This window comes from Micromonospora sp. NPDC023869 (assembly GCF_055559695.1).
In genome coordinates this window covers 225,798-248,143 of record NZ_JBVHKD010000006.1, presented here as the reverse complement: position 1 = coordinate 248,143, position 22,346 = coordinate 225,798, and the positions used below count along the sequence as shown (strand labels likewise).

At 72.2% G+C, this 22,346-nt stretch carries 17 protein-coding genes; 10 read left to right on the top strand and 7 right to left on the bottom strand.

What is annotated here, in order from left to right; all coding sequences use genetic code 11:
* Nucleotides 1-206: 206 nt before the first annotated feature.
* The 8 genes from ACZ31C_RS19060 to ACZ31C_RS19025 are packed head-to-tail and all read left to right on the top strand — an operon-like array spanning nt 207 to nt 8,931.
* Entirely contained in the window at nt 207-890 is a 684-nt protein-coding gene (locus ACZ31C_RS19060) for a GntR family transcriptional regulator (protein WP_465796419.1), read from the top strand.
* Nucleotides 887-1,852, top strand: coding sequence for a tripartite tricarboxylate transporter substrate binding protein (locus ACZ31C_RS19055; RefSeq protein ID WP_465796418.1), 966 nt, complete (start codon nt 887-889; stop codon nt 1,850-1,852). Before ACZ31C_RS19060 ends, ACZ31C_RS19055 begins: the two co-directional genes overlap by 4 nt.
* The gene (locus tag ACZ31C_RS19050) at nt 1,852-2,349 is read left to right on the top strand and encodes a tripartite tricarboxylate transporter TctB family protein (RefSeq protein ID WP_465796417.1); all 498 of its coding nucleotides are present in this window, start codon (nt 1,852-1,854) and stop codon (nt 2,347-2,349) included. The genes ACZ31C_RS19055 and ACZ31C_RS19050 overlap by 1 nt, the downstream gene beginning before the upstream one ends.
* Complete coding sequence (locus tag ACZ31C_RS19045) at nt 2,346-3,878, top strand: tripartite tricarboxylate transporter permease (protein WP_465796416.1); 1,533 nt, start codon at nt 2,346-2,348, stop codon at nt 3,876-3,878. The genes ACZ31C_RS19050 and ACZ31C_RS19045 overlap by 4 nt, the downstream gene beginning before the upstream one ends.
* Nucleotides 3,875-4,897 (top strand): sialidase family protein, encoded by a 1,023-nt coding sequence (locus ACZ31C_RS19040; RefSeq protein WP_465796415.1) that lies wholly within the window; start codon nt 3,875-3,877, stop codon nt 4,895-4,897. Before ACZ31C_RS19045 ends, ACZ31C_RS19040 begins: the two co-directional genes overlap by 4 nt.
* Nucleotides 4,894-5,763: a dihydrodipicolinate synthase family protein gene (locus tag ACZ31C_RS19035; protein WP_465796414.1), complete on the top strand. Its 870-nt coding sequence runs from the start codon at nt 4,894-4,896 to the stop codon at nt 5,761-5,763. Before ACZ31C_RS19040 ends, ACZ31C_RS19035 begins: the two co-directional genes overlap by 4 nt.
* A 36-nt stretch (nt 5,764-5,799) precedes the next feature.
* Nucleotides 5,800-7,434: a fucose isomerase gene (locus ACZ31C_RS19030; RefSeq protein WP_465796413.1), complete on the top strand. Its 1,635-nt coding sequence runs from the start codon at nt 5,800-5,802 to the stop codon at nt 7,432-7,434.
* Entirely contained in the window at nt 7,435-8,931 is a 1,497-nt protein-coding gene (locus ACZ31C_RS19025; protein ID WP_465796412.1) for an FGGY-family carbohydrate kinase, read from the top strand.
* 13 nt (nt 8,932-8,944) lie between these two features.
* Here ACZ31C_RS19025 and ACZ31C_RS19020 read toward each other — a convergent pair whose 3' ends face one another.
* From ACZ31C_RS19020 to ACZ31C_RS19005, 4 genes are all read right to left on the bottom strand, one after another.
* Nucleotides 8,945-9,994 carry a right-handed parallel beta-helix repeat-containing protein gene (locus tag ACZ31C_RS19020; RefSeq protein ID WP_465796411.1) on the bottom strand — a complete coding sequence of 350 codons (1,050 nt, stop codon included), beginning with the start codon at nt 9,992-9,994 and terminating at the stop codon, nt 8,945-8,947.
* Complete coding sequence (locus ACZ31C_RS19015) at nt 9,991-11,073, bottom strand: hypothetical protein (protein WP_465796410.1); 1,083 nt, start codon at nt 11,071-11,073, stop codon at nt 9,991-9,993. The genes ACZ31C_RS19020 and ACZ31C_RS19015 overlap by 4 nt, the downstream gene beginning before the upstream one ends.
* A complete protein-coding gene (locus ACZ31C_RS19010) occupies nt 11,073-12,728 on the bottom strand; it encodes a hypothetical protein (protein WP_465796409.1) in 1,656 nt (551 codons plus the stop codon). The genes ACZ31C_RS19015 and ACZ31C_RS19010 overlap by 1 nt, the downstream gene beginning before the upstream one ends.
* Before the next feature lie 146 nt (nt 12,729-12,874).
* Nucleotides 12,875-14,116, bottom strand: a complete 1,242-nt coding sequence (locus tag ACZ31C_RS19005; RefSeq protein ID WP_465796408.1) for a cytochrome P450 — start codon at nt 14,114-14,116, stop codon at nt 12,875-12,877.
* Nucleotides 14,117-14,233: 117 nt separating this feature from the next.
* On the opposite strand from ACZ31C_RS19005, the gene ACZ31C_RS19000 reads away from it, so the two are divergent.
* The gene (locus ACZ31C_RS19000) at nt 14,234-14,812 is read left to right on the top strand and encodes a TetR/AcrR family transcriptional regulator (RefSeq protein ID WP_465796407.1); all 579 of its coding nucleotides are present in this window, start codon (nt 14,234-14,236) and stop codon (nt 14,810-14,812) included.
* A 1-nt stretch (nt 14,813) separates the two neighbouring features.
* Complete coding sequence (locus ACZ31C_RS18995; RefSeq protein WP_465796406.1) at nt 14,814-16,466, top strand: amidohydrolase; 1,653 nt, start codon at nt 14,814-14,816, stop codon at nt 16,464-16,466.
* Nucleotides 16,467-16,566: 100 nt separating this feature from the next.
* Here ACZ31C_RS18995 and ACZ31C_RS18990 read toward each other — a convergent pair whose 3' ends face one another.
* The 3 genes from ACZ31C_RS18990 to ACZ31C_RS18980 all read right to left on the bottom strand — a co-directional run bounded on the left by ACZ31C_RS18990 (nt 16,567) and on the right by ACZ31C_RS18980 (nt 22,298).
* Complete coding sequence (locus tag ACZ31C_RS18990; protein ID WP_465796405.1) at nt 16,567-17,688, bottom strand: M14 family zinc carboxypeptidase; 1,122 nt, start codon at nt 17,686-17,688, stop codon at nt 16,567-16,569.
* Nucleotides 17,689-18,025: 337 nt separating this feature from the next.
* Nucleotides 18,026-21,310 (bottom strand): endo-1,4-beta-xylanase, encoded by a 3,285-nt coding sequence (locus ACZ31C_RS18985; RefSeq protein ID WP_465796404.1) that lies wholly within the window; start codon nt 21,308-21,310, stop codon nt 18,026-18,028.
* A gap of 322 nt (nt 21,311-21,632) precedes the next feature.
* Nucleotides 21,633-22,298, bottom strand: coding sequence for a Crp/Fnr family transcriptional regulator (locus tag ACZ31C_RS18980; RefSeq protein ID WP_465796403.1), 666 nt, complete (start codon nt 22,296-22,298; stop codon nt 21,633-21,635).
* Nucleotides 22,299-22,346: the final 48 nt, after the last annotated feature.

Sequence of the window (22,346 nt, the reverse complement as noted above, 5' to 3'; positions counted from 1 at the left end):
TGGCGGCCGTCGTGTTCCCGGTTCGCGCGCGCCCCATTCCGGCCCGCTGCCGCCGCCGCCAGTCGTCGCGGCGGCGTCCCTTCGTCCCGTCCGGGGCATCCACCAGGCGAAATGTCGGCAGGAAACATCGAGAAACTCGTTCGTCATCTTCCGTTGACCGTGGGATGAGTCGAGTGTTAACTGTTAACAGTTATCAGGAGGACAACGTGTTGGACGTCAGGCCGATCAGGGCGGAGTCCCTCGGCGAGAAGCTGGCCGGCGAGCTGCGCCGTCGCATCATCGTGGGCGACGTGCCGTCGGGCACCCGTCTCGTCGAGGAGGAACTGGCCGACTCCTTCCAGGTCAGCAGGGGGCCGGTCCGCGACGCGATCCGCATCCTGCGGTCGGAGGGACTGGTCACCGGCTCCGGCCGCAACGCGGTCACCCGTTCGTTGAACGACGCCGACATCGAGGAGCTGATGGCCCTGCGGGAGTCGTTCGAGCTGCTGGCGGTGGAGCGGGCCATCACCGTCCGGCGCGAGGTCCTCGCCCGTCAGTTGCGTACCGCGCTGGTCGACATGGACGCGGCGGTGACCGACCGTGACCCGGTCGCCTTCACGACCGCGGACATCCGGTTCCACAGCGCGTTCTTCGCCACCGCCGGGATGACCCGGCTCAGCGTCCTGTGGGACCAGTTCCGCCCCACCATCGAAGGTCTGCTGCACGCCTCCGGCAAGCGGCTGGCCGACCTCGCGCCCTCGGCGCGGGAGCACCATGACCTGGCCGGGCTGATCACTGCCGGCAAGGTCGCCGAGGTCAAGGCCGAGCTGCACCGACACCTGCAGACGACCTGCTCGCGGCTGCGTTCCGCGATCCCCCCGACCCCCGTCCAGAGAGAGAACGACCTATGAGATCACGCATGCTGCGCCTCGCCGCGTTGGCCGTCGCCGGCACTCTCGTGGTGACCGGCTGCGCCAACCGCGGCGGGAGCGAGACCGCCTCCGGCGAGAACTTCCCGGAGAAGGACCTCACCCTCGTCGTGCACGCCGCCGCCGGTGGCGGCTCCGACCTCACCGCCCGCACGCTGGCCAAGGAGCTGGAAGCGGACCTCGGGCGATCGATCGTGGTGGAGAACCGGACCGGTGGCGGCGGACGGGTGGGCCTGACCTACCTCAAGGGCCGTCCCGCCGACGGGTACTCGATCGGCTTCATCCCGGTCGAGGTGGCGATGCTCGGGCACCAGGGCGCCGACATCACCCCGGAGCAGTTCACCGTCCTCGGGCAGGTGATGAACGCGCCGGCCACGCTGTCGGTGCCGACGAACAGCCCGTACCAGAGCCTCGACGACCTGCTGGCTGCGGCGAAGCGCGAGCCGGGCACGATCACCGTGTCGAACTCCGGTGCCGGCGCCATCTGGGAGGCCGCCACCCTCGCCCTGGGCGAGGCGGCCGGTGCGACCTTCAAGCCGGTGCCGTACGACGGTGGCGCGCCGGCCGTGGCCGCCGGGGTCTCCGGCGAGGTCCAGGCCGTGATGGCCGGCGTGAGCGAGTCTGCCGCCGCGGCCGGAAACAACCAGCTGCGTATCCTTGCGGTGCTGGCCCCGGAGCGGGTCTCCTCGCTGCCGGAGGTGCCCACCGCCACGGAGCAGGGCGTCGACGTGGTCATCGGTGGCTGGGGTCTGATGGGTGCCCCCGCCGGCCTGCCCGACGAGGTCCGGCAGCGCCTCGCCGACGCTGTCCGCAAGGCCGCTTCCTCGGAGGCGTTCAAGGACGTGATGACCAAGGCCGGCAACACGCCGCTGGCGACCTCGCCGGACGAGGCCAGCGAGTTCGCCCAGACCGAGTACGACCGCTTCGGCCAGATCTACGGCTGATGGCTATCCACCACCCGCCGATCCAGGGTGATCACGGTGCCGCCGCGCGCTGGCGCGCGGCGGCACCGGGGATGGTCTTCCTGGTGCTGGGCGCCGTGTTCCTGTGGCTGGCCCGCTCGATCGAGCTGCCCGCCCGGGCCCTGGCGGTGAGCCCCCGGATCTGGCCGGAGACGCTCGCCATCGGGATCGTCGGTCTGTCGGCCCTGCAGATCGTCCTCGCCTTCGTCACCACGCCCGCCGTGGCCGACGACGACGAGGACGAGGACGGACCGGCCACCCGCTCCGGGATCGTCCGGGTGGTCGGCTTCGTCGCGGCCACGCTCGCCTTCGGGGTGCTCTGGTACTACCTGCACTTCCTGGTCTCCGGACTGATCTTCGTCGCCGCGCTCACCTGGATCGCCGGGGGCCGGGGGATCAAGGACCTGCTGTTCTTCCCCGCCGGGGTGACCGTGGTGATCTACGGCCTGTTCGGCCTGCTGCTGAGGGTGCCGCTGTGAACGCGCTCGTCGAGGGCTTCGGTGCCCTCCTCTCCGTCCAGATGCTGCTCTGCGTCCTCGCGGGCGCCGCCATCGGCATGCTCGTCGGCGCGTTCCCGGGCATCACCGCCACCATGGCGGTCGCTCTGGCCAGCGCCTTCACCCTGACCATGGATCCGCTGCCCGGCCTGGCCGTGCTGCTGACCATCCTGATCGGCGCCCAGTTCGGCGACCGGGTCCCGGCCATCCTGATCAACACCCCGGGCACTCCGGCGTCGATCGCCACCACCTTCGACGGCTACGCCATGGCCAAGCAGGGCAAGGCCGGCCTGGCGCTGACCTCGTCGGCCTTCGCCTCGGCGGTCGGCGGTTTCGTCGGCATCGCGGTGCTGATGGTCGCCGCGATCCCGCTGAGCACGGTGGCCATGCGCTTCGGCTCGCCGGAGATGTTCGCGCTGGTGGTCTTCGGTCTCACCATGATGATCGAGGTCTCCGGCCGCCAGCTCGTCAAGGGTCTCATCGCCGGTCTGTTCGGCCTGGCGCTGGGCACCGTCGGCCGGGACCCGATGGACGGCTCGGACCGGCTGACCTTCGGCATCCCGCAACTGGTCGAGGGGATCCCGTTCATCGCGGTGATCATCGGTCTGTTCGGCATCGCCGAGGTGTTCAGCCAGATGATCTCGCGTCGTCACAGCAAGCAGAAGGCGATCACCAGCTTCGGCCGCTGGTGGCCGACCAGGCAGGAGACCCGGCAGATGGTCAAGCCGATCGCGGTCGGCTCCTCCGTCGGCACGGTGGTCGGCGTGCTGCCCGCCGTCGGCGGGGACATCGGCGGGATCGTCGCCTGGAACCAGGCCAAGCGGGTCTCCAAGGAGCCGGAAAAGTTCGGCAAGGGCTCCCTGGAAGGGCTCACCGCCGCCGACGGCTCCTCCAACGCGGGTGTCGGCGGGTCGGTGCTCACCACGTTGGCCCTCGGCGTACCGGGCGACTCGGTGATGGCGGTAATGCTCGGCTCGATGATCATCTGGGGCATCCAGCCCGGCCCGGGCCTGTTCACCTCGCAACCGGACCTGGTCTACTCGATCGCCGGCATCATGTTCTTCGCTACCGTGCTGACGCTGGGGCTGAGCCTGCTGCGCATGCGCGGCGTCGCCAAGCTGCTGGAGCTGCCCAGCCGGTTCCTGTGGACGGTGATCCTGGCCTTCTGCATCGTCGGCACGTACGCGGTGAACAACAGCGTCTTCGACGTCGGCGTCATGGTCCTGTTCGGCGTGCTCGGCCTGCTGCTGCGCCGGTACGGCTTCCCGGCCGGCCCGATCGTGCTCGGCCTGATCCTCGGCCCGCTCGCCGAACGCAACTTCCGCCGGTCGATGGAGCTGGGCGGGCTGGAGACCATCTACACCAGCCCGATCGCGGTGGGCCTGCTCGTGCTGGCCGTGCTGGCCGTGGCGGTGCCCCGCATCCGCAGCCGGATGAAGGCGCGCCGGCAGGACCCCACCGACCGCGACACCCCGACCGATCCGCCGGTCCCCGCCGGAGCGAGCCGGTGACGGCACGACACTTCGTGGTCCGGGACGTCCCCGGCCAGTGCCACGGCAGCACCGTCTGCGTCACCGAGGACACCTTCGTGGTCGCCTGGTTCCAGGGCGACCACGAAGGAGCCGCCGACTCGCGGATCTGGCTCAGCCGGGGGACCGACGACCGGTGGAGCGCCCCGACCGTGGTCAGCGGCGACCTGGCACCCTGCTGGAACCCGGTGCTGCACCGGCGTACCGGTGGGGACCTGGTCTGCTGGTTCAAGGTCGGCGCGACCATCTCGACCTGGGTGACCCACCAGGTCGTCTCCACCGACGGCGGCCGGACCTGGTCGACGCCCCGACCGCTCGGCGACGCCGAGCCCGGCGGCCGGGGACCGGTCCGCACCCCGCCGCTGCGCCTGCGCTCCGGTCGACTGCTCGCCGGGGCCTCCACCGAGACGTGGGGTGAGCGCCCCCGATGGGACTGCTTCGTCGAGCGCAGCGACGACGACGGCGAGACCTGGCAGCGGTCCCCGGACATCCGGCTCGACCACGCTGCCTTCCCGGGCGCGGGCGCCATCCAGCCCGCGCTCTGGCAGACCCCGACCGGCGAGGTACGCCTGCTGGCCCGCAGCACCGCCGGTCGGCTCGTCACCGCCACCAGCGTCGACGACGGCCGCACCTGGTCGCCCGGCTCGCTGTCCACCGTGCCGAACAACAACTCCGGCATCGCGGTGACCCGCCTCGGCGACCAGGTCCACCTGGCCCACAACCCCACCACCGGGGACTGGGCCAGCCGGGCGCCCCTGACCGTCTCCGTCTCCACCGACGAGGGGGAGACCTTTCGGCCCTGGCTGACCCTGGAGAAGTCGCTCGGCGAGACGGCGGACGAGGGCTACCGGCCCGCCGACTCGGGGGTGCGGACCACCGGAAGCAACGAGTTCTCGTACCCCTGCCTGATCCCCGTCGGGGACCGGCTCGCTGTGACGTACACCTGGCAGCGGCGCGGCATCGTGCTCGCCCTGCTCGATCCCTCGGAGCACATCTCATGACCACCGCCAACCTGATCAGCGCCGTGCCGACCCTGTTCGCCCCCGACGGCGCGGTCGACCTGACGGCCACCCGGGCGGCCTACGACCAACTCGCCGCGCACCCCGTCGACGGGGTGTTCGTGGCCGGCACCACCGGTGAGTTCACCACCCTCACCGACGACGAGCGGCTGGACGTCGCCGCCGCCGCCAACGACGCCTTCGGGCCCGAGCGCACCTACTGGCACGTCGGGCACGCCAGCACCCACCAGGCGGTACGCCTCACCCGCGCGGCCGTCGACCGGGGAGCGGCCCGGCTCGCGGCGCTCACCCCGCACTACTTCCCGGCCACCGAGCGCGCCCTGCTCGACTACTACCAGGCGGTGGTGACCGCCGCCGCCGGACTGCCGGTGTACGCGTACCTCTTCACCGCCCGGACCACCACGACGGTCTCGCCACGGTCGCTGGCCCGGCTCGCCGAGACCGGACTGGCGGGCGTGAAGATCAGCGGCGAGCCGACCCGGGTGCTGGCCGAGTACCTCGCCGCGCTCGGCGACCGGGACCTGCCGGCGTACTCCGGTGCCGACGCGGAGTTCACCGAGGTCGTCGCGGCCGGCGGCGCCGGAGTGGTCTCCGGGGTCAGCTCGGCGCTGCCAGCACCCTTCCTCGCGGTCCGGGACGCCTTGCGCAGCGGGGACGCCGACGCGCTCGCGGTGGCCCGGGAACGGTCGCTGCGGGCGGTGGCCGCCACCCGGCAGGGCAACCTCGCCCACCTCAAGGCCGTCCTCGAACTGCGCGGGCTGCCCGCCGGCGGCATGCGTGCCCCGCTCGACCCGATCTCGGCCGACGACCGTCGCGCGCTCGAAGCCGACGTCGCCGACCTGCTCTGACCCCCGACACCGCCGCCTCACTCCAAGGAGCCCCGCGTGAGCAGCTACGCCTTTCCCGAGTTGACCGACCAGCCCGTGGCCGAACCCGGCGTGGTCTGGACCGTCGCCAGCGGCGACCTGCGGCCCAGCGCCAACGTCACCTGCTGGCCGGTGCAGCGGCAGTTCGAGGCCGACCTGGAGCGGGCGGTCACCGCCCTGGGCCACCGGGTGCAGCGGGCACACCCGGTCGACGACACCGCCGGGCACGGCTTCATCGCCAGCCAGCGCCAGGGCATCGAGGTGTTCAAGTCGATCCCGCCGGACGCGCCGCTGATCGTCGCCGAGGCGGTCTGGCAGTACAGCCACCACGTGCTGGCCGGGCTGCGTACCCACCGGGGCCCGATCCTGGTGGTGGCGAACTGGAGCGGTGAGTTCCCGGGCCTGGTCGGCCTGCTCGGCCTGACCGCCAGCCTCACCAAGGCGGGCGTGGTGCACTCCATCCTGTGGAGCGAGAAGTTCACCGACGACTGGGCGGTGTCGCGGCTGCGTACCTGGCTGGAGACCGGGAAGCTGGAGCACGACCAGAGCCACGTACGGGACCTGCCGGAGCTGCCGGCCACCGAGGAGGTACGCCTCGGTCGGGCGCTCGCGGCGCAGCTCGTCCGGGACAAGGCCATCATCGGCGTCTTCGACGAGGGCTGCATGGGCATGTACAACGCCATCATCGACGACGAGCTGCTCAACCCGCTCGGCGTCTACAAGGAGCGGCTGTCGCAGAGCGCCCTGGTCGCCGAGATGGCGACGGTCACCGACGCCGAGGCGCAGGCCGTACGGGACTGGCTGGACGCGGCCGGGTTCACCTTCCACACCGGCACCGACGAGGCCACCGAGCTGACCGACGCCCAACTGCACAGCCAGTTCACGATGTACGTGGCCGCGCTGCGCATCGCCGACGACTTCGGCCTGGACGCGGTCGGCATCCAGTACCAGCAGGGGCTCAAGGACGTCGTACCCGCCAGCGACCTGGTCGAGGGACTGCTGAACAACGTCTCCCGCCCGCCGGTGACCAGCCGCGACGGTGCCCGGGAACTCTACGCCGACGCGCCGTTGCCGCACTTCAACGAGGTCGACGAGGGTGTCGCGGTGGACTCCCTGGTGACCAACCGGATCTGGACCGCGATGGGGCTGGACCCGGCGACCACCCTGCACGACATCCGTTGGGGCGAGGAGTACGACGGCCGGTTCGTCTGGGTCATGGAGATCTCCGGCTCGGTCCCGGCCTCGCACAACGGCGGCTACGACAAGAGCTGGAGCATGCGGCAGCCGCCGATGTACTTCCCGCTCGGCGGCGGCACCCTCAGCGGCGTGTCCAAGCCGGGGGAGATCGTCTGGTCCCGGGTCTTCATCGCCGACGGCGTCCTCCACGTCGACCTGGGTCGGGGCAGCGCGGTGGAGTTGCCGGCCGAGGAGACCCGGCGCCGCCTCGACGCCACCACCCCGCAGTGGCCGATCATGCACGCCGTGCTGCACGGCGTCGACCGTGACCAGTTGATGGCCCGCCACAAGGCCAACCACCTGAACGTGGTGTACGCCCCCGACGCCGCCACCGCCGACCGGGCGCTCGCCGCCAAGGCCGCCATGTTCGCCGAACTGGGCCTGGCGGTGCACCTCTGCGGTGAGGTGAACCTGTAGATGGCACCGTTGCTGATCGGCATCGACCTGGGCACCGGGAGCAGCAAGGGTGTGCTCACCGACGCCGCCGGGCAGGTGCTGGCCACCGCCGTCCGCCCCCGGCCCCGGTCGATGTCGCTGCCCCGGCCGGGCTGGGCGGAGGTGGACGCCGAGGCGGTCTGGTGGGCCGATGTGGTGTCCATCGCCGCCGAGCTGACCGCCGCCGCCCAGGGCGCGCAGATCGCGGCGGTCTGCGTCAGCGGTGTCGGCCCCTGCCTGGTGCTCTGCGACGAGCGGGACCAGCCGGTCCGGCCGGCGATCCTCTACGGCATCGACATGCGGGCCACCGCCGAGATCGCCGAGTTGACCGAGCGCTTCGGCGCCGAGGAGGTGCTGCACCGGTCGGCCACCCCGATCACCACCCAGGCGGTCGGCCCCAAGGCGCTCTGGGTACGCCGCCACGAACCCCAGGTGTGGGAGCGGGCCACCCGGTGGTACAACTCCAGCTCGTACGTGGTGCGGAAGCTGACCGGCGAGTACGTCCTCGACCACCACACCGCCAGCCAGTCCGTGCCGCTGTACGACATCGAGGCCCGGCAGTGGCACCGGCCCTGGTACGACGAGATCATGGGCGACCTGCCCGCGCCCCGACTGGCCTGGTCGGCCCAGATCGTCGGCGAGGTGACCCCGGCGGCGGCCGAGGCGACCGGGCTGCCGGTGGGCACGCCCGTCTGCGCCGGCACCGTGGACGCCTGGGCCGAGTCGGTCAGCGTCGGCGTCCGCCGTCCCGGCGACCTGATGCTGATGTACGGCTCCACCATGTTCTTCGTTCAGCAACTCCGGGGCGTGGCCCGGCATCCGCAGCTCTGGAACACCGTCGGGGTGTCTCCGGACTCGTACTGCCTCGCGGCCGGCATGGCCACCTCCGGCAGCCTGACCACCTGGCTGCGCGACCTGGTGGGCGAGGTGCCGTTCGAGACGCTGGTCGAGGAGGCGGCGGCGGTGCCGCCGGGCGCGGACGGTCTGCTGTTGCTGCCGTACTTCGCCGGGGAACGGACCCCGATCTTCGACCCGGACGCCCGGGGCGTGATCGCCGGACTGACCCTGCGGCACGGGCGGGGACACCTGTTCCGCGCCGGGTACGAGGGGATCGCCTTCGGCATCCGGCAGATCCTGGAACTGCTGGACACCCCGGAGAACCCGGTCGCGCGGCTGGTCGCGGTGGGCGGCGGCACCCAGGGTGGACTCTGGACCCGGATCGTCAGCGACGTCACCGGCCGGGAGCAGGAGGTGCCGGAGGTGACCATCGGGGCCAGCTACGGTGACGCCCTGCTGGCCGCGATCGGTGCCGGTCTGGCCGCCCCGGACACCGACTGGACCCGGCCCGGGCAGATCGTGCGCCCCGATCCCTCGGTGGCCGGCACCTACGACGGCCTCTACGCCGGCTACACCTCGCTGTACCGCAACACCCGGGCCGAGGTGCACGCCCTCGCGCGGTTGCAGAGCGGCACCGGGTAGCGAGCGGGGTCGGTCAGACGCCGGCCGGGCAGCACCTGCCCTCGGGTGACGACGCCCGCAGGTCGACGCGGATCGCCTCCAGGACCACTCCGGTGGCCTCCTCGACCACGACGGGGGAACGGGCCCACAGCGGGTCGGCCGGACCGGGCGTGGCCGGCGGCAGCGGGACCAGGGTGCAGTCCGTGACCACCACGTCGCGGTACTCCAGCACCCGCACCGAGTGGTCGATCTCGCTGCGTCCCCAGCCCGCGATCCGCACCGCGTACAACGGTCCGTTCCAGGCGACGTGGGCACGCGACACCCGGATGCGCTCGCCGATCGAGGCGCCGTGCGCCCGGTGGAAGCGGTCGGTGTTGTCGCCGGGCAGCAGCCGGAAGCCGATCTCCACCTCCGACAGGCAGGCCCGGTCCACCTCGACGTCGTGCACGGAGCTGAGGTAGAAGCCCTCGAAGGCGTCGGAGACCCGCAGGTCAGAGATGGTGACGTGGTGGGGGTGGTAGGAGGGCCCGCTGATCGAGTCGACTCCCGTGCCGACCGCTCCCCAGTGCACGGCGACGCCGGTGCAGCCGCCCACGATCGTCACGTCGGAGACGACGACGCCGTGGACCGCGCCGACCAGGGCGACGCCGTTGGCCGACCGGGTGCCGGGGCGCTCCACCCGGACACCCTCGATCCGGACGTCGGAGATCCACTCCGTCTCGGCCGGATAGAGGTACCTGCCGACGGTGACCGCGGTGCCCCGGTCGCCGCCGTGCGCTCCGGGGGCACACGGCGGCGGGCGCAGACCGATGTCCCGCACGGTGACCCGCGAGCCGAGTACGTGGATCAGCGGCTCACCGTCCGACGCGGACGAGGTCAGCCAGGTCCGGACGGTCCGGTCCGTACGCGGCACGCCGGCCAGGGTCCAGCCGTCGCCGACGACCAGTCCCCGGTCGAGCGGGTAGGTGCCGGCCGGCAACCGCAGCGTGCCGCCGGACCCGGACGCCAGGATCCGTTCGACGGCGACCCGGTTGGCCGTCGCGTCGTCGGTGAGCACCAGGTCGTGGCCGGGGGAGTCGGTCACGTCCACTCCAGCTCGACGACCCGGCAGACGACCTCGCAGACCCGTCGGCGCATCGCGGTGGCGTCGGGCTCGTCCACCCCGATCAGCATCGGACCGGGCGTCGTCCGGGTGACCACCACGTCGAGCGTCTCGGTGCCGTCGGCGGTGACCGCCACCCGGCAGACGCCGCCGTCGAGCAGGTTCACGGCGCGTACGCGGAGCTGCTCCGGGCGCGGTGGCCCGGTGAACGGCGACGCCTCGAACAACGCGTACCCGGCCCCGCGCTGCGCCACCCGGACCGCCTTCAACACCGTCTGCGCCCTGCCACGACGCATCCACGCCCGACGGGGGGCACGGATCGCGGACGGGGCCACCGAGGCGGTGGCCACCCGGAGCTGACACCGCACCGTGGTGGCGTCCGCGTTGACCACGACGTATCCGGTCCGGGCGTGGCCCTCGCCGCGTCCGCGCGCCCCCACCAGACCACCGGCGCTGGCGAGCCCGGCGTGCTGGGCGGCCTGCCCGGTCACCCGACCCGTGGTTTCCGGCGGCTCGACGTCGTCGATCGCGGCGATCTCCACCTGGTTGATCCGCACACCGACCGCCGCCAGCGTGCTGAGCGACGGGGACGCCCACGCCGGCAGCGTCGCGTCCGCCACCTCGACGATCAGCAGCTCGTCCGCGCCGACCTCGTCCGCGCCCAGGTAGAACTCGACCCAGGCGTGCGCCTCGACCATCCGCAGCCGGCCGCGCTGGCGGCTGATCAGGGCCGCGACCCGGTCGGTGCCCTGCGCCCGGACCATCACCAGGCGGGGCAGCTCACGGACGCCCCGGGACGGTGCGGCCACCCGGGACCAGGCCGTCTGCGAGGCGCCGTCGACGTGCAGGTCGACGCGGACGCGGACCGGCCGACCGTCGGTGCGGACCTTGAGCACGACCGCGCCGGACGCGCCCTGGACCCGCCCCAGGATTGCGACGCCCCGGGCCATCCGGTCGGCGACCAGCACCTCGGAGTCCGCGCCGGAGGCGAAGAGCGCGGGCAGTCCGCGCGGTGCGGCCGGCTCGTCGAACTCGGTGGCGAACCACGTGCCGACGGCCACTACCGGACTCCTTCCGGCACCCGCAGGTCCGTCCGGGTCAGCACCGGCTCGCGTCGGGTCCACATCCGCTCGACCGCGTCGAACAGTGGATCCGCGTCGCTCTCGATGTGCCGGAACGCGGTCTGCACCGCCTTGAGCAGGTACCCGGCGGGCCACACCTCCCAGTGCGGCACCTGCGGGGTGACCAGGTCGGTGGCGCTGCGATAGAACCACAACCAGAGCCGCGCCCGTTCGACCTGTTCGACCGAGATCAGCTCCTGCCCACGGCAGAGACCGGTGATCGCCCCGTTGAGCGCCTTCGCGTACGCCTCCGGGTCTTCCACCACAGTGGACAGACCGCACTCGCTCCACTCGGACCAGCCCGCCTGGATCACCGGGATCCCGTACGCGGGCAGCTCGTTGCTCACGCTGCCGCGAACGGTGACGCCCAGGTCGACCAGACTCCAGAGGCCGTTCTTGCTCAGCTCGCTGCTGGGCTGGAACACCATGTGCCGGTGCCGGCCGTAGCGTGCGGCCACCGAGTCGAAGAAGCCGGTGCTGTCGTAGCGGAACTGACTCGGATGGTCCTGGAACAGCCACTGCACCTCGGTGCTGGTGCTCGCGTACCGTGCGGTCTGCTCGAACCAGTCGGCCAGGGTGGGGAAGGACTGGTGGTTGGTGCCGGGGGCGTCGGAGACCGCGTGGTTGAACACCGCCACCACCGGCCGGGCCGGGTCGAAGCCCAGCCGCGCCGCGAAGTGCGTCCGCAACCGGGCGCGTTCCGCGCTGTTGCTGATGTCGACGGAGGCGCTCGCACCGCCGCGCCACCAGCTCGGCCGACCCAGGTTGACCTTCGACCGCCAGGCCACCAGCTCCGCGCTGCGCCGTACCTCGCCGCGCCGCGTCCAGACCCGTTCGGCGAAGAAGCTGCCGATCTGGTGGGTGAGTTCACCCCGGAAGGTGTACCGGCCGCTGTCCGTCTCCGGGAACAGCGCGTACGCCTTGAGGCATCCGGTCTGCTGGGTGTGCACCACCGGTACGCCGGCCCGCCGCGCCGAGTCCACCGCGAGACCCCAGTGGTCGTAGTCGACGTGGCTGGTCACCAGCGCCACCACCGAACCGCTGCCGAGCAGGGCGTCGTAGCTCGACGAGATGGCCCGGGCCAACGCCTCCCGCCGCCGGTAGCGCGGATCGGCGCCGGGATCCTCGGGCGGGCGGGGCCGCTTGGTCACCCGGCAGTAGGTGGCGCTGACGAACTCGGCCAGCGTGTCCGCGCCGATCGACGGGCCGGGCGTCAACCGCCTGCCGAACAGCTCCACCGGCACCTGCTCGGGCGTGCCCGACCGGGCCGGCCCCTCGACGAGCCGATAGAGGTCCACCACCTCGGTCGCGCCGTACGCCCGGGCGAGACGCTCGACGAGCTTGACGTCGAACTCGGTCCACAGCGCCTCGTGCCACATCTGCTCGACGCCGGTGACGACGACGAGCTGGGCGGGCACGATCCGGCGGATCGCGTTGGCGACCGCCAGGTTGCGCATCGCCACCCGGATGTCCTGGTGGAACACCTCGACGACGAGGTACCGCTCCGACGACGCGGTGCCCACGTTCTTGCGCCAGTAGACAGCGGCGGAGTCGAGGAACGCCTCGAACTCCTTCTTGTCAGCCCCGAGCCACACCCGAAACCCGTCCTTCTCCCGATACGTGAGTCGGCGTCGGACGCTACGGCCACGGTACGCACGGGAGCCGAACGGACGGTAGCCGGCCGGTGAAGAACCCCGATCCGGCGCGGCGGGCGCCGGGCGGGCGTGCGGGACCCCGGCGCTCAGTCGGACGGCCCCGCCACGGCGAGCACCACACCGCTCACCGGCCGGGTCGGGATGCGGTGCAGCGGGATGTCCAGGTCCTGGTCCGGGACCCGGTAGTCGAGGCGGGCCAGCCGGACGGCGAGCGCACCGAGCAGCGCGACGGTGATCTGCTCACCGGGGCAGCGGTGGCCGGTGCGTGGATCGCCGCCGCCCTGCGGGACCAGGTCGAACGGGCCGATCTCCCGGCCCACGAAGCGGTCCGGGTCGAACCGGTACGGGTCCTTCCAGAGCCGGGCGTCGTGGTTCTGGCCGTGCAGGTCGAGCAGCACGATGGCGCCGCTCGGGATGTCGGTGCCCCGCCAGCTCAGGTCGGTCACGGCACGGCCGCCGACGAAGGGCGCGAACGGGTAGAAGCGGCGGACCTCGTGGGCGAACGCCTCGACGAAGGCGGGCTCCGCCGCGCGCAGCCGGTCCCGGTGCGCGGGCCACCGGTGCAGGGCGTGCCCGGCGAAGGCTACGAACCAGGTGATCGCCACCGTCGGCCGGATGATGTTGAGCAACTCCACTGCGGCGGTCTTCGGATCGAGCAGCCGCCCGTCGCTGTCCTCGTGCGCGGCCACCGCCGCCAGCGCCGAGCCCTCCGGCGCGGTGGCCTCGCCCCGGCGTACCCGGTCGACGAGATCGCCGAACCGGCGTTCGAGGCGTCCCCGGGAGCGGCGGGCCCGCCAGTGCCGTGGCCCGGCGGTGGCGAAGCCGTCCACCTCGGCGACCAGGTTCGCGGCGAGTTCCGGCACGTCCCGGTCGTCCACCGGGACCCCGGCCCAGTCGCAGACCGCGCGGGTCAACACCTCGGCGGTCTCCGTGAACAGCACCACCCGCCGGCCCGCCCAGGACCGCGCGGCCTCGTCCCAGGCCACCTCGGTCCGGGTCACCAGTCCGTCGAAGCCGCCGCTCATCAGCAGCGAGGTGAACATCGCCTTACGCACCCGGTGCGGCTCACCGTCGAGGGTGTGCACCGCCCCCTTGCCGAACAGCGTGCCGCGGATCGGTTCCGGGATCGCCCCGTGCCGCCGGATGTGGCGCTCGTCGTAGAAGAAGCGGGCCGCGTCGGGGCCGTGCAGCGCCACGGCGGTCTGGCCCATCAGACGGGTACGCACCACGTCCGTCTGATCCGCACGCAGGCGGTTCGGCAGCCACCCGTAGCCCTGGATCGCGAGTGTCAGGGTGTCGTCCACGCGGTGCAGCAGGTCAGTCGGCATACCGCTGGTCCTGCCCGTTCACCCGACCGTCAAACCGGCCCCGCCGGACACGAACGGCGGGGCACGCGCGCCGAGCGCACGTTGCGAGAACTCTGTAAGCAAGTGTTTACTTATGCGATGGGTCGTCGGGACGAGATCATCGACGTGGCGCTGCGTCTCTTCGCCGAGCAGGGCTACCGGGCCACCACGATCACGCAGATCGAGGCCGCCGCCGGGCTGTCTCCCGGCGCGGGCGGGCTCTACCGCCACGTCGGGTCGAAACGCGAACTGCTCGTGGCCGCCTTCGACCGGGTCCTGCACAGTCGCCGTGCCGCACAGGCCCGACCCGGGATCGCCGACCTCACCGACCCGCGTACCGCGATCGCGGTCGCCGGCCGGGCGGTGCTCGCCACCGTCGAGGCGGACCGGGACCTCTACCGTCTCGTCCTACGCGGCGGCGGCGACCTGCCGGTCGACCTCACCGACGTCTACCGGCGGCTGTTCCAACCGGGCTTCGACGAGGTCGCCGCCTGGCTGGCGCAGCTCGCCGGAGACCGTCCCCGGTTCGACGCGGAGGCCGTCGCCGCCGTGAGTCTGTCGTCGCTGTTCTATTTCGCGATCAGCGAGTTCACCTACGGCTGCCCGCCGGGACACGTCGCGCGAGACCGCTTCCTCGCGGCGTGGGCCGAGGGGCTGCTCGCCCAGCTCGGAGCGTGACATGAGGACCGTCTTTCGCGGCGGCACGATCCGCACCATGGACCCCGCCCACCCGGTCGTCGAGGCGGTGGCGATCGACGGCGAGGTGATCGTCTCGGCCGGGGACGCGGCGACCGTACGCGCCGCCGCCGGCCCCGGCGCGACCGTGCACGACCTCGCCGGCCGGACCCTGCTACCCGGCTTCGTCGACCCACACCACCACCTCTATCTGGTGGCCGCCGACCAGCACACCCGGGCCTTCGACGCGCACCCCGCGACACTGCGCGAGCTGCTCGACCGGATCGCCGCCGTCGTCCGCGCCGACCACGGCACCGGCTGGCTGCGCCTGCACGGGGTACGCCCGCTGCACCTGGCCGAGGGGCGCCTGCCGACCGCCTCCGAACTGGACACCGCCTGCCCGGACCGGCCGCTGCACCTGTTCTCGGTCAGCTATCACGAGTCCACGGTCAACTCCGCCGGCCTGGCCGCCCTCGGGTACGGCAGCGCCACCCCCGACCCGGGCGGCGGCCACCTGGAACGGGACCGCCGTGGACGCCCCACCGGTGTCCTCGTCGAACAGGCCAGCTTCGTCGCCGAGTCGCTGACCCGCCGCGCCACCGGCGACGACGACGCCTGGGTGGATCGCGCCGTCGCGCACAGCCGGACCCTGGCCCGGCACGGCATCACCCGCATCGGCGACCTCGCGGTGCCGCCGGAGGGTGCCGCCCGGTACGCCCGCGCCGCGTCCGAGCTGGCGGTGACCGTGCACCGCTGGCATGTCGGCGCGGCCGAGATCGGTGACCCCACCCTGCCCGACCTCGACCCGGATCGGGACCACGGACATGCCCGTACCCCGCTCGGTGGCTTCAAGCTCCTCGTCGACGGCGGCGAGCGGTGCGACCTGTGCCTCACCGGTGGGCAGATGCTCCGTTCGGTCGCCGGCATGCCCCGGGCGCTGCTGCGGCACGGCCGTCGGGCCCTGGCCCTGTCCCGGCGTGGTGGCACCCCGACCCGCCGCCCGGACGGCCGCTGGCACAACGGTCTTCGGGTGCTGGACCGTGACCGGCTGACCACCGCCGTCCGGGCGGCGGTCGACCGTGGCCTGCCGCCGGCCCTGCACGCGGTCGGAAACGGTGCCCTCGCCGACGCCCTCGCCGCCGTCGACGGGCTCGACACCCCGATCCGGATCGAGCACGCGATGGTCTGCGATCCGGCCACCGCGCGTCGGCTCGCCGACGCGGGCGTGCACGTGGTCACGCAGCCGTCCTTCCTGCACGACCTCGGCGCGGAGCTGACCGTGCTCCCGTTGCCCGCACCCCTGCGGCTCATCCCGCTGCGCACGTTGCGCGACGCCGGAGCGTCGGTGGCGGCCAGCACCGACTATCCGGCCGGCACGCTCTCGCCTCTGGTCGGCATCCAGGCCGCGGTCACCCGACGCGTGGCGGGCGGCGACATCGTCCACCCGGACGAGGGTCTCACCGTCACCGAGGCCCTGGCGGCCTACACCCGGGACGCCGCCGTGGCGCTGGGGCTGGCCGACCGGGCCGGTGTGCTGCGTCCCGGCGCCGCCGCCGACCTGGTCGAACTGGACCAGGACCCGGTGCACGCCGACCCCGACCATCTCGCCGACATCGCCGTCACCGGCACCTGGTGCGCCGGCCGCCGGACCGCCTGAGCCGCCCTCGTCGTGGGACGGTCAGGTCGACGCGACGACGGTGGCCCACGCTCCGGCACCGGAACGTGGACCACCGTCGGGTCAGCGATCGCGTCGACGATCAGAACTCACACTGCTGGGGGAACGTGGCGCAGGTGGAGATCGAGGCACCCCGGGCCGGGATGTCGCTCCACCGGTCGGCGTCCACGCCGGCCAGCGAGCCGTCGCTGAACGAGTTGACGATGGCCCAGAGCCCGTCGACGTTCTGCTTGATGAGGTAGCCGCTGCTCTTGTGGCCGATGCCGCCGCGCGACTCGAAGAACATCGCGTTGCTGCGCCAGTTGGCGTACTCGCCGCGTGGCCCGGGGGCGTTGAGCATGGCGGCGGAGGTGACGCCCTCCGGGATGTTGATGTACGGGTAGCGGGTCACGTTGACCACACCGCTGCGCCCCGCCGCGTCCGCGGCCACCACACCCATCCGGCGGACGGTGTCCCACTGCTGCGAGGTCAGCATGCCGGGGTCGAGGGAGATGCCGACCGAGAACGTGGTCATCTCGTCGGTGTCACCGACGACGTACGTGCCCTGGTGGTGCAGGTCGATGATGTGGTGCGGCTTGAAGTCGGCCCAGACGTACCAGAACGCCTGCGACTCGACGGCACGGTGCCGGGTGTAGTTGGCGTAGGTCTGCTCGGACAGCGGCGCCTGACCGAGACCGGCCCGGACCGCGTTGAGCCGGTCGAAGATCGGCCGGTCCACACCCCAGTCGCGGTTGAGATCGACGTTCTGGACGCTGTCCTGCCGCCGGTACGCCTCGGAACCGTCCGGGTTGTAGATCGGGACGACCGCGAAGCTGACCTGCTGCAACACCTCCCGCGCGTGCTTACCGCCGGAGACGAGCGTCTTCAGGAAGTCCAGCGAGGCCTCCGCGCCGTACGGCTCGTTGCCGTGGATTCGGCCCTGAATCCAGATCCGGGTGCTTCCGGTGCCGATGAAGGCGACCTCGAGCGGGCGGCCCTGGCCGCTGCGGCCGACCTCCTGCACCCGCAGGGCGCCCTTGCTGCGGGCCTGCAACGCGTGCAGCTCGGCCGAGACCTCGGCGGCGCTGAGCATCGAGGAGCGGTTGACGGTCTCCTGGTTCGGCGGTACGAACGGCCCGTTCGCCTGGGCGACCCCGGGCACGACCATCGGGGCGAGGAGGAGCGCGGCGGCGAGGAGGACATGCCGGCGACGTGGTCTGGACACTGGGTGACGTCCCTTCTGAGGTGGTCGCGGTAGCGTCCAGCAAGACGATCGTGTGCGACTCCGCGCGCCTGTTCGCGCCGCTGTGCTGGCTGGGCTTCGACCTTCCTGGTCGGAAGGCTCCGCGGTGCGCTCATTCAACAAGGGGGCGTTTTCGCAGGTCAAGGGTGGTGGGCAAGTTCCGTCGTCTGTTCAGGGTCGGGCACCCGCGACTCCGTCGAATGTCCTACGAGGCCGGAGCTGCGGCACCTCCCGACGGGTACGCCGGTGGCGGCCACCGCTTGAGCGGTGGCCGCCACGAGGTCCGCGGACCGGCCCCGACGTCAGCCGGGGCCGGGTCTCACAGATTGGCGCAGTATCCGACGCTGTGGGTGCTGGCGCCGGGCTTCAGGGTGCGGTTCCATTCCAGACCGCTGATCCGGTAGCTGCCGTCGGCCAGGCGTTCCCGGGTGAAGTTCCACGCGGTGTAGATGTCGCCCTCCAGGTCGACGATCGCGCTCCAGGCCACCGGCTTGTCGCCGGTGTTGGTGGCGGTGATGGTGGCGCAGTAACCCCCACCGCTGTCGGAGTTCCACCGGGCCACCCGGGTGAGCGTGACGTCCACGGTCGAGCCCTCGACCAGCCGGCCCACCCCCCAGCGGGCGGTGCTCTGGTAGCCGACGCCCTCCTGCTCGGCCCAGTTGCGGATCGACGTGCGCGTACCGCCGGAGGCGTCGTTGACCTGGAAGTCCAGGCCGTGGAACGTGTCGAGGCCGCCGTACTCCAGCAGGCTGATCGCGGCCTCGACGGTGTAGCCCGTCGAGGTCCGTACGGCCGCGCTGGTCAGCCGTCCCGCCTGGAACGCCTCGTCGCCGGTGCCGAACGACACGACGTTGTCGGCGTTGATCCGGATCTGGGTGTCGTCGTAGCGGTAGGAGCCGTTCTTGGCGTTGCCGGCGTCGACGTAGATCTCCACCGAGTCCTGGGTCCACGGGTCGGACCCGGAGACGTCCACCTCCGGGTCGGTGACCTCGGCCAGCACGTAGAGCGTCTGGTCCCGCCACAGCGTGCGGACCTGCGCCACCGCCCCGTCGGTGCCGGAGACCTGCTTGGCCGTGGTCACCGTGCTCGCCTGGCTCCAGACCTCGTCCACCGTGCCGTCGACCACCGGCGCGCTGGAGGCCCGGCGCACCTCCAGGTACGACAACTCCTCCACCAGGGTCAGCGTGCCGACCGCACCCGGGGTGTTCCAGCCGGAGGTGGTGCCGTCGTCGGTGACCCGGACGTCGAGGGAGAGCGTGTCCCCCCGGGTGGCCTCGGTCAGCGGCAGGTGGGCGACCAGGTGGTAGCCGCCGTCTCGGGCCGCCGCCACGGCCGGCACGTCACCGGTGCCGTCCCGCCGGACCCGGTAGGTCTCGCCGTCCAGGGCGAACTCGACCCGGTCGTCGGCGGAGACCGTGGCGTCGGTGACCGTGACGTACGCGGTGAGGTGGTCCGGTGCCCAGCGCAACTGGAACCGGGCCGCCTCCTCCACCGGATGTAGTGGCAGCGTGCGCCAGGTCAGGTCCGTCGGTGCGGCGGCGGTCAGGGGTACGTCCCCGGCGAAGACGGTGGCGGTGCGCAGCCGGGCGGGCAGCTCACCGTCGACCGCGCCGTGGTAGGCGGGCTTGGCGCGCAGGTTGTCGTCGAACAGCAGCGGCGCGCCGTTGCCGGACCGCCAGGAACGCCCGTCGGTCAGCCCCCACACGGTGACGGCCAGCAGGTCGTCGGTGTGCTCCCGGAAGATCCGGAAGGCGTCCCGGTAGTAGTAGCCCTGCTCGATCAGGTTCGCCTGGGTGACCGGGGTGCCGGTGGTGACGTCGAGCTCGGTGACGGCCTGGGTCACCGGCAGGTCGGTGAACGCGTCCAGCGCCGCCTCCAGGCTGCTGACCGGCGTGGCCAGCGAGACGTGGAACTGGTGGCCCACCCCGTCCACCGGTACGCCCCGGGCGATCAGCCGCTCCACCAGCGCCTTGTAGCGGGCCTGCTTGCCGCTCTGCTCGGTGTTGTAGTCGTTGATGAACAGGGTCACCGGGTCGGTGCCGTCGACCGCGTACACGTCGTTGAACGCCTCGTCGGCGTACGCGAAGGTCAGGTCGATGAAGGACTCGCCGAGGATCCGGTACCACTCGCTGCGGCGCAGGCCGTCGGCGTACTCGCCGCTGTCGCTGACCACCTCGTTGACCGCGTCGAAGGCGTACAGCGGGTTGGTGTCGGAGCCGAAGGCGCCGTACCGCTCGCTCAGCGACCGGGCGACGGCGAAGATGTGCGTGCGCAGCCGCTCGCGCAGCACCTGCTGGTCGGCGGCGGACGTGCTCAGCGGCTGACCCGCCGAGTCCTGGAAGAACCAGGCCGGCGTCTGACTGTGCCAGACCAGCACGTGACCGTAGACCTTCAGGTCGTTGTCGCGGGCGAAGTCCATCAGGGTCAGCGCCTGGTCGTGCGGGCGGAAGGTGCCCTCGTCGTCGTACCAGGCCTCCGGCTTCATGTGGTTCTCCGCCGTGATCTGGTTGAAGTGCCGGGTCAGCAGCTGCGCGGCGGCACCCTCGGTCTCCCGGCCGTCGATCGCCACCCCGACCGGGAAGTCGGTGGTCTCGTGGATGCCGGTGAGGTCCTCCACCACCGGCGGCTCGGGCACCCGGACGACGATGTCGTCGGCGAGGAAGTCACTGGTGTTGCCGGGTACGTCCGCGCCCTGCCAGCGGGTCTCGAAGTACAGGTACGCGCTGTCCGCCGCCGGCACGGTGAAGCGGGCCGTCACCTGCGTCCATCCGGTGTTGGTGACGGTGGTGAACTGGGCCAGGGTGGCGAACGACTGGCTGCCGCCGCTGGTGCTGGCCAGGCTGAGCCAGACCTCGTCGGTCGGCTGGCCCTCGGCGAAGCGCAGCCAGGCGCTGAACTCGTAGGTCACGCCGGGCTCGACCAGCCCGGTCACGTCCCGGCCGAGCCCGGCGCCCTGGTTGACCCGGTCGCTGACCAACGCCGCCGCCTCCCCGCCGTGCGCGACGTCGGTCAGCGTGACGCTCGGGGCGCCTGGACCGCCGTCGCGCGGCCCCCAACCGTCCAACCCGTCCTCGAAGTCGGTGTCGACGACCACGGTGCCCGGCGTCGGTCCGGTCCCGCCGTCCGGCGCGGTGATCAGCACGTCGTCCACCAGGAACGGGGTGGTCCCCTCCGCCTCGACGTAGAGGGTGGCCGCGCTGAGCCCGGTGGGCAGCGTGTAGTCGCCACCGATCCGCACCCACTCGCCCGCCGTGGCGGGCACGCTGTCGCCGATCCAGGTGTACGTGTTGTCACCGCCGGCGGCCGGCGTCGACTCCACGGTGAAGTGCACACCGGCGGTGCCCTCGGTGCCGGCCGGGAGCTTCACCCAGGCGCTGACCGAGTAGCGCGTACCGGGGGTGAACAGGGCGGTGGCGCTGGTCGCCGGGCCCTGCCAGTCGGCCGTACGCCCGGTGACCGAGAGGCTGTTGTCGCTGTCGTGGCCCTCCGCCGCGATGGCGAGGGTGACGTCGCCCCGCGCCCCCCACGGAGCGTACGAGCCGGACTCGAAGTCGGAGGAGAGGACGGTCTGCGCGGCGGCGGCCGGACCGGGTGCGACGGCCACGGCCGCGACGAGTGTCGTGGTGCAGAGGACGGCGAGAAGTCGCGATCGCTGTCGCGATCGGCGGGAGGATTTCCAGAGGCGCATCGGTGATCCCTTTACGCGATTGTGGCTGGTGGCGGGGTGCTTCGCTGGAGGCGTACCGGATGCATCCAAGCGCGTGCATGTTATGTCGGGCCGATTGTCGTGACCAGAACTTCCGGAAACTTTCGGAAAGTGGACCGGTGGCGATCGGCCTGTCGGAGGTTGACAGCGATGTGTGAGGAGGGGTCCCTTCCTATGCACGAGGCGTTAGTAGGGGGCCCTTCCTTGCACCGGACCGTTGCTAGCGCTGCGCGGCTGCGGCCGTGAGCCGTCGGGGGTCCACCACCACGACGACGCCGGGTTCGACCCGGATGGCACCCGCCTCGACCAGGACCCGCAGCGCCCGGTTGACGGTGACCCGGGACAGGCCGACCTCCTCGCCGAGCCCCTGCTGGGCGCCGGGCAGGTGGATCCGGCTGCCCGGCGTGGGCCGGTGCTCGGCGATCCAGTCCGCGATCCGGGCCACCGGCTGCGGAGCGGCGCGGCGGACCCGGTCCCGGCGGTCCCGGTTGACCTGCCCGGACAGGTGCCGCAGCACGTGGTCGCGCAGTGCCGGCACCTCGTCGATGAGAGCCCGGAGGGCGTCCGCCGGCAGGAACCGGACCCGGCATCGGGTCACCGCAGTCCAGGTGGCGGTGTGCGGGCCACCATGCAATGTGGCGGCCTTGTCCACCACACAGGGGCCGGTGACCGTGGCGAAGCGGACCCGTGTCCCGTGGCGGGTGTCGTACCCGGCGACCACGGTGCCTCGCTCCGCGACGATCAGGTGCCCGGCCGGGTCGCCGCACCGGGCCAGGACGGTGCCGGTCGGCACCTCGCGCAGCGGGCACTGGGCGGCGAGCCGCTCGATGCGGTCGGCGTCGAGCATCGAGAACAACGGCACCGCCGACAGGTTCTCGGTGGCCACGTTCCGCAGAGTATCCCGCGATACAGCCGACCGTCGGTCCGGTCCGTA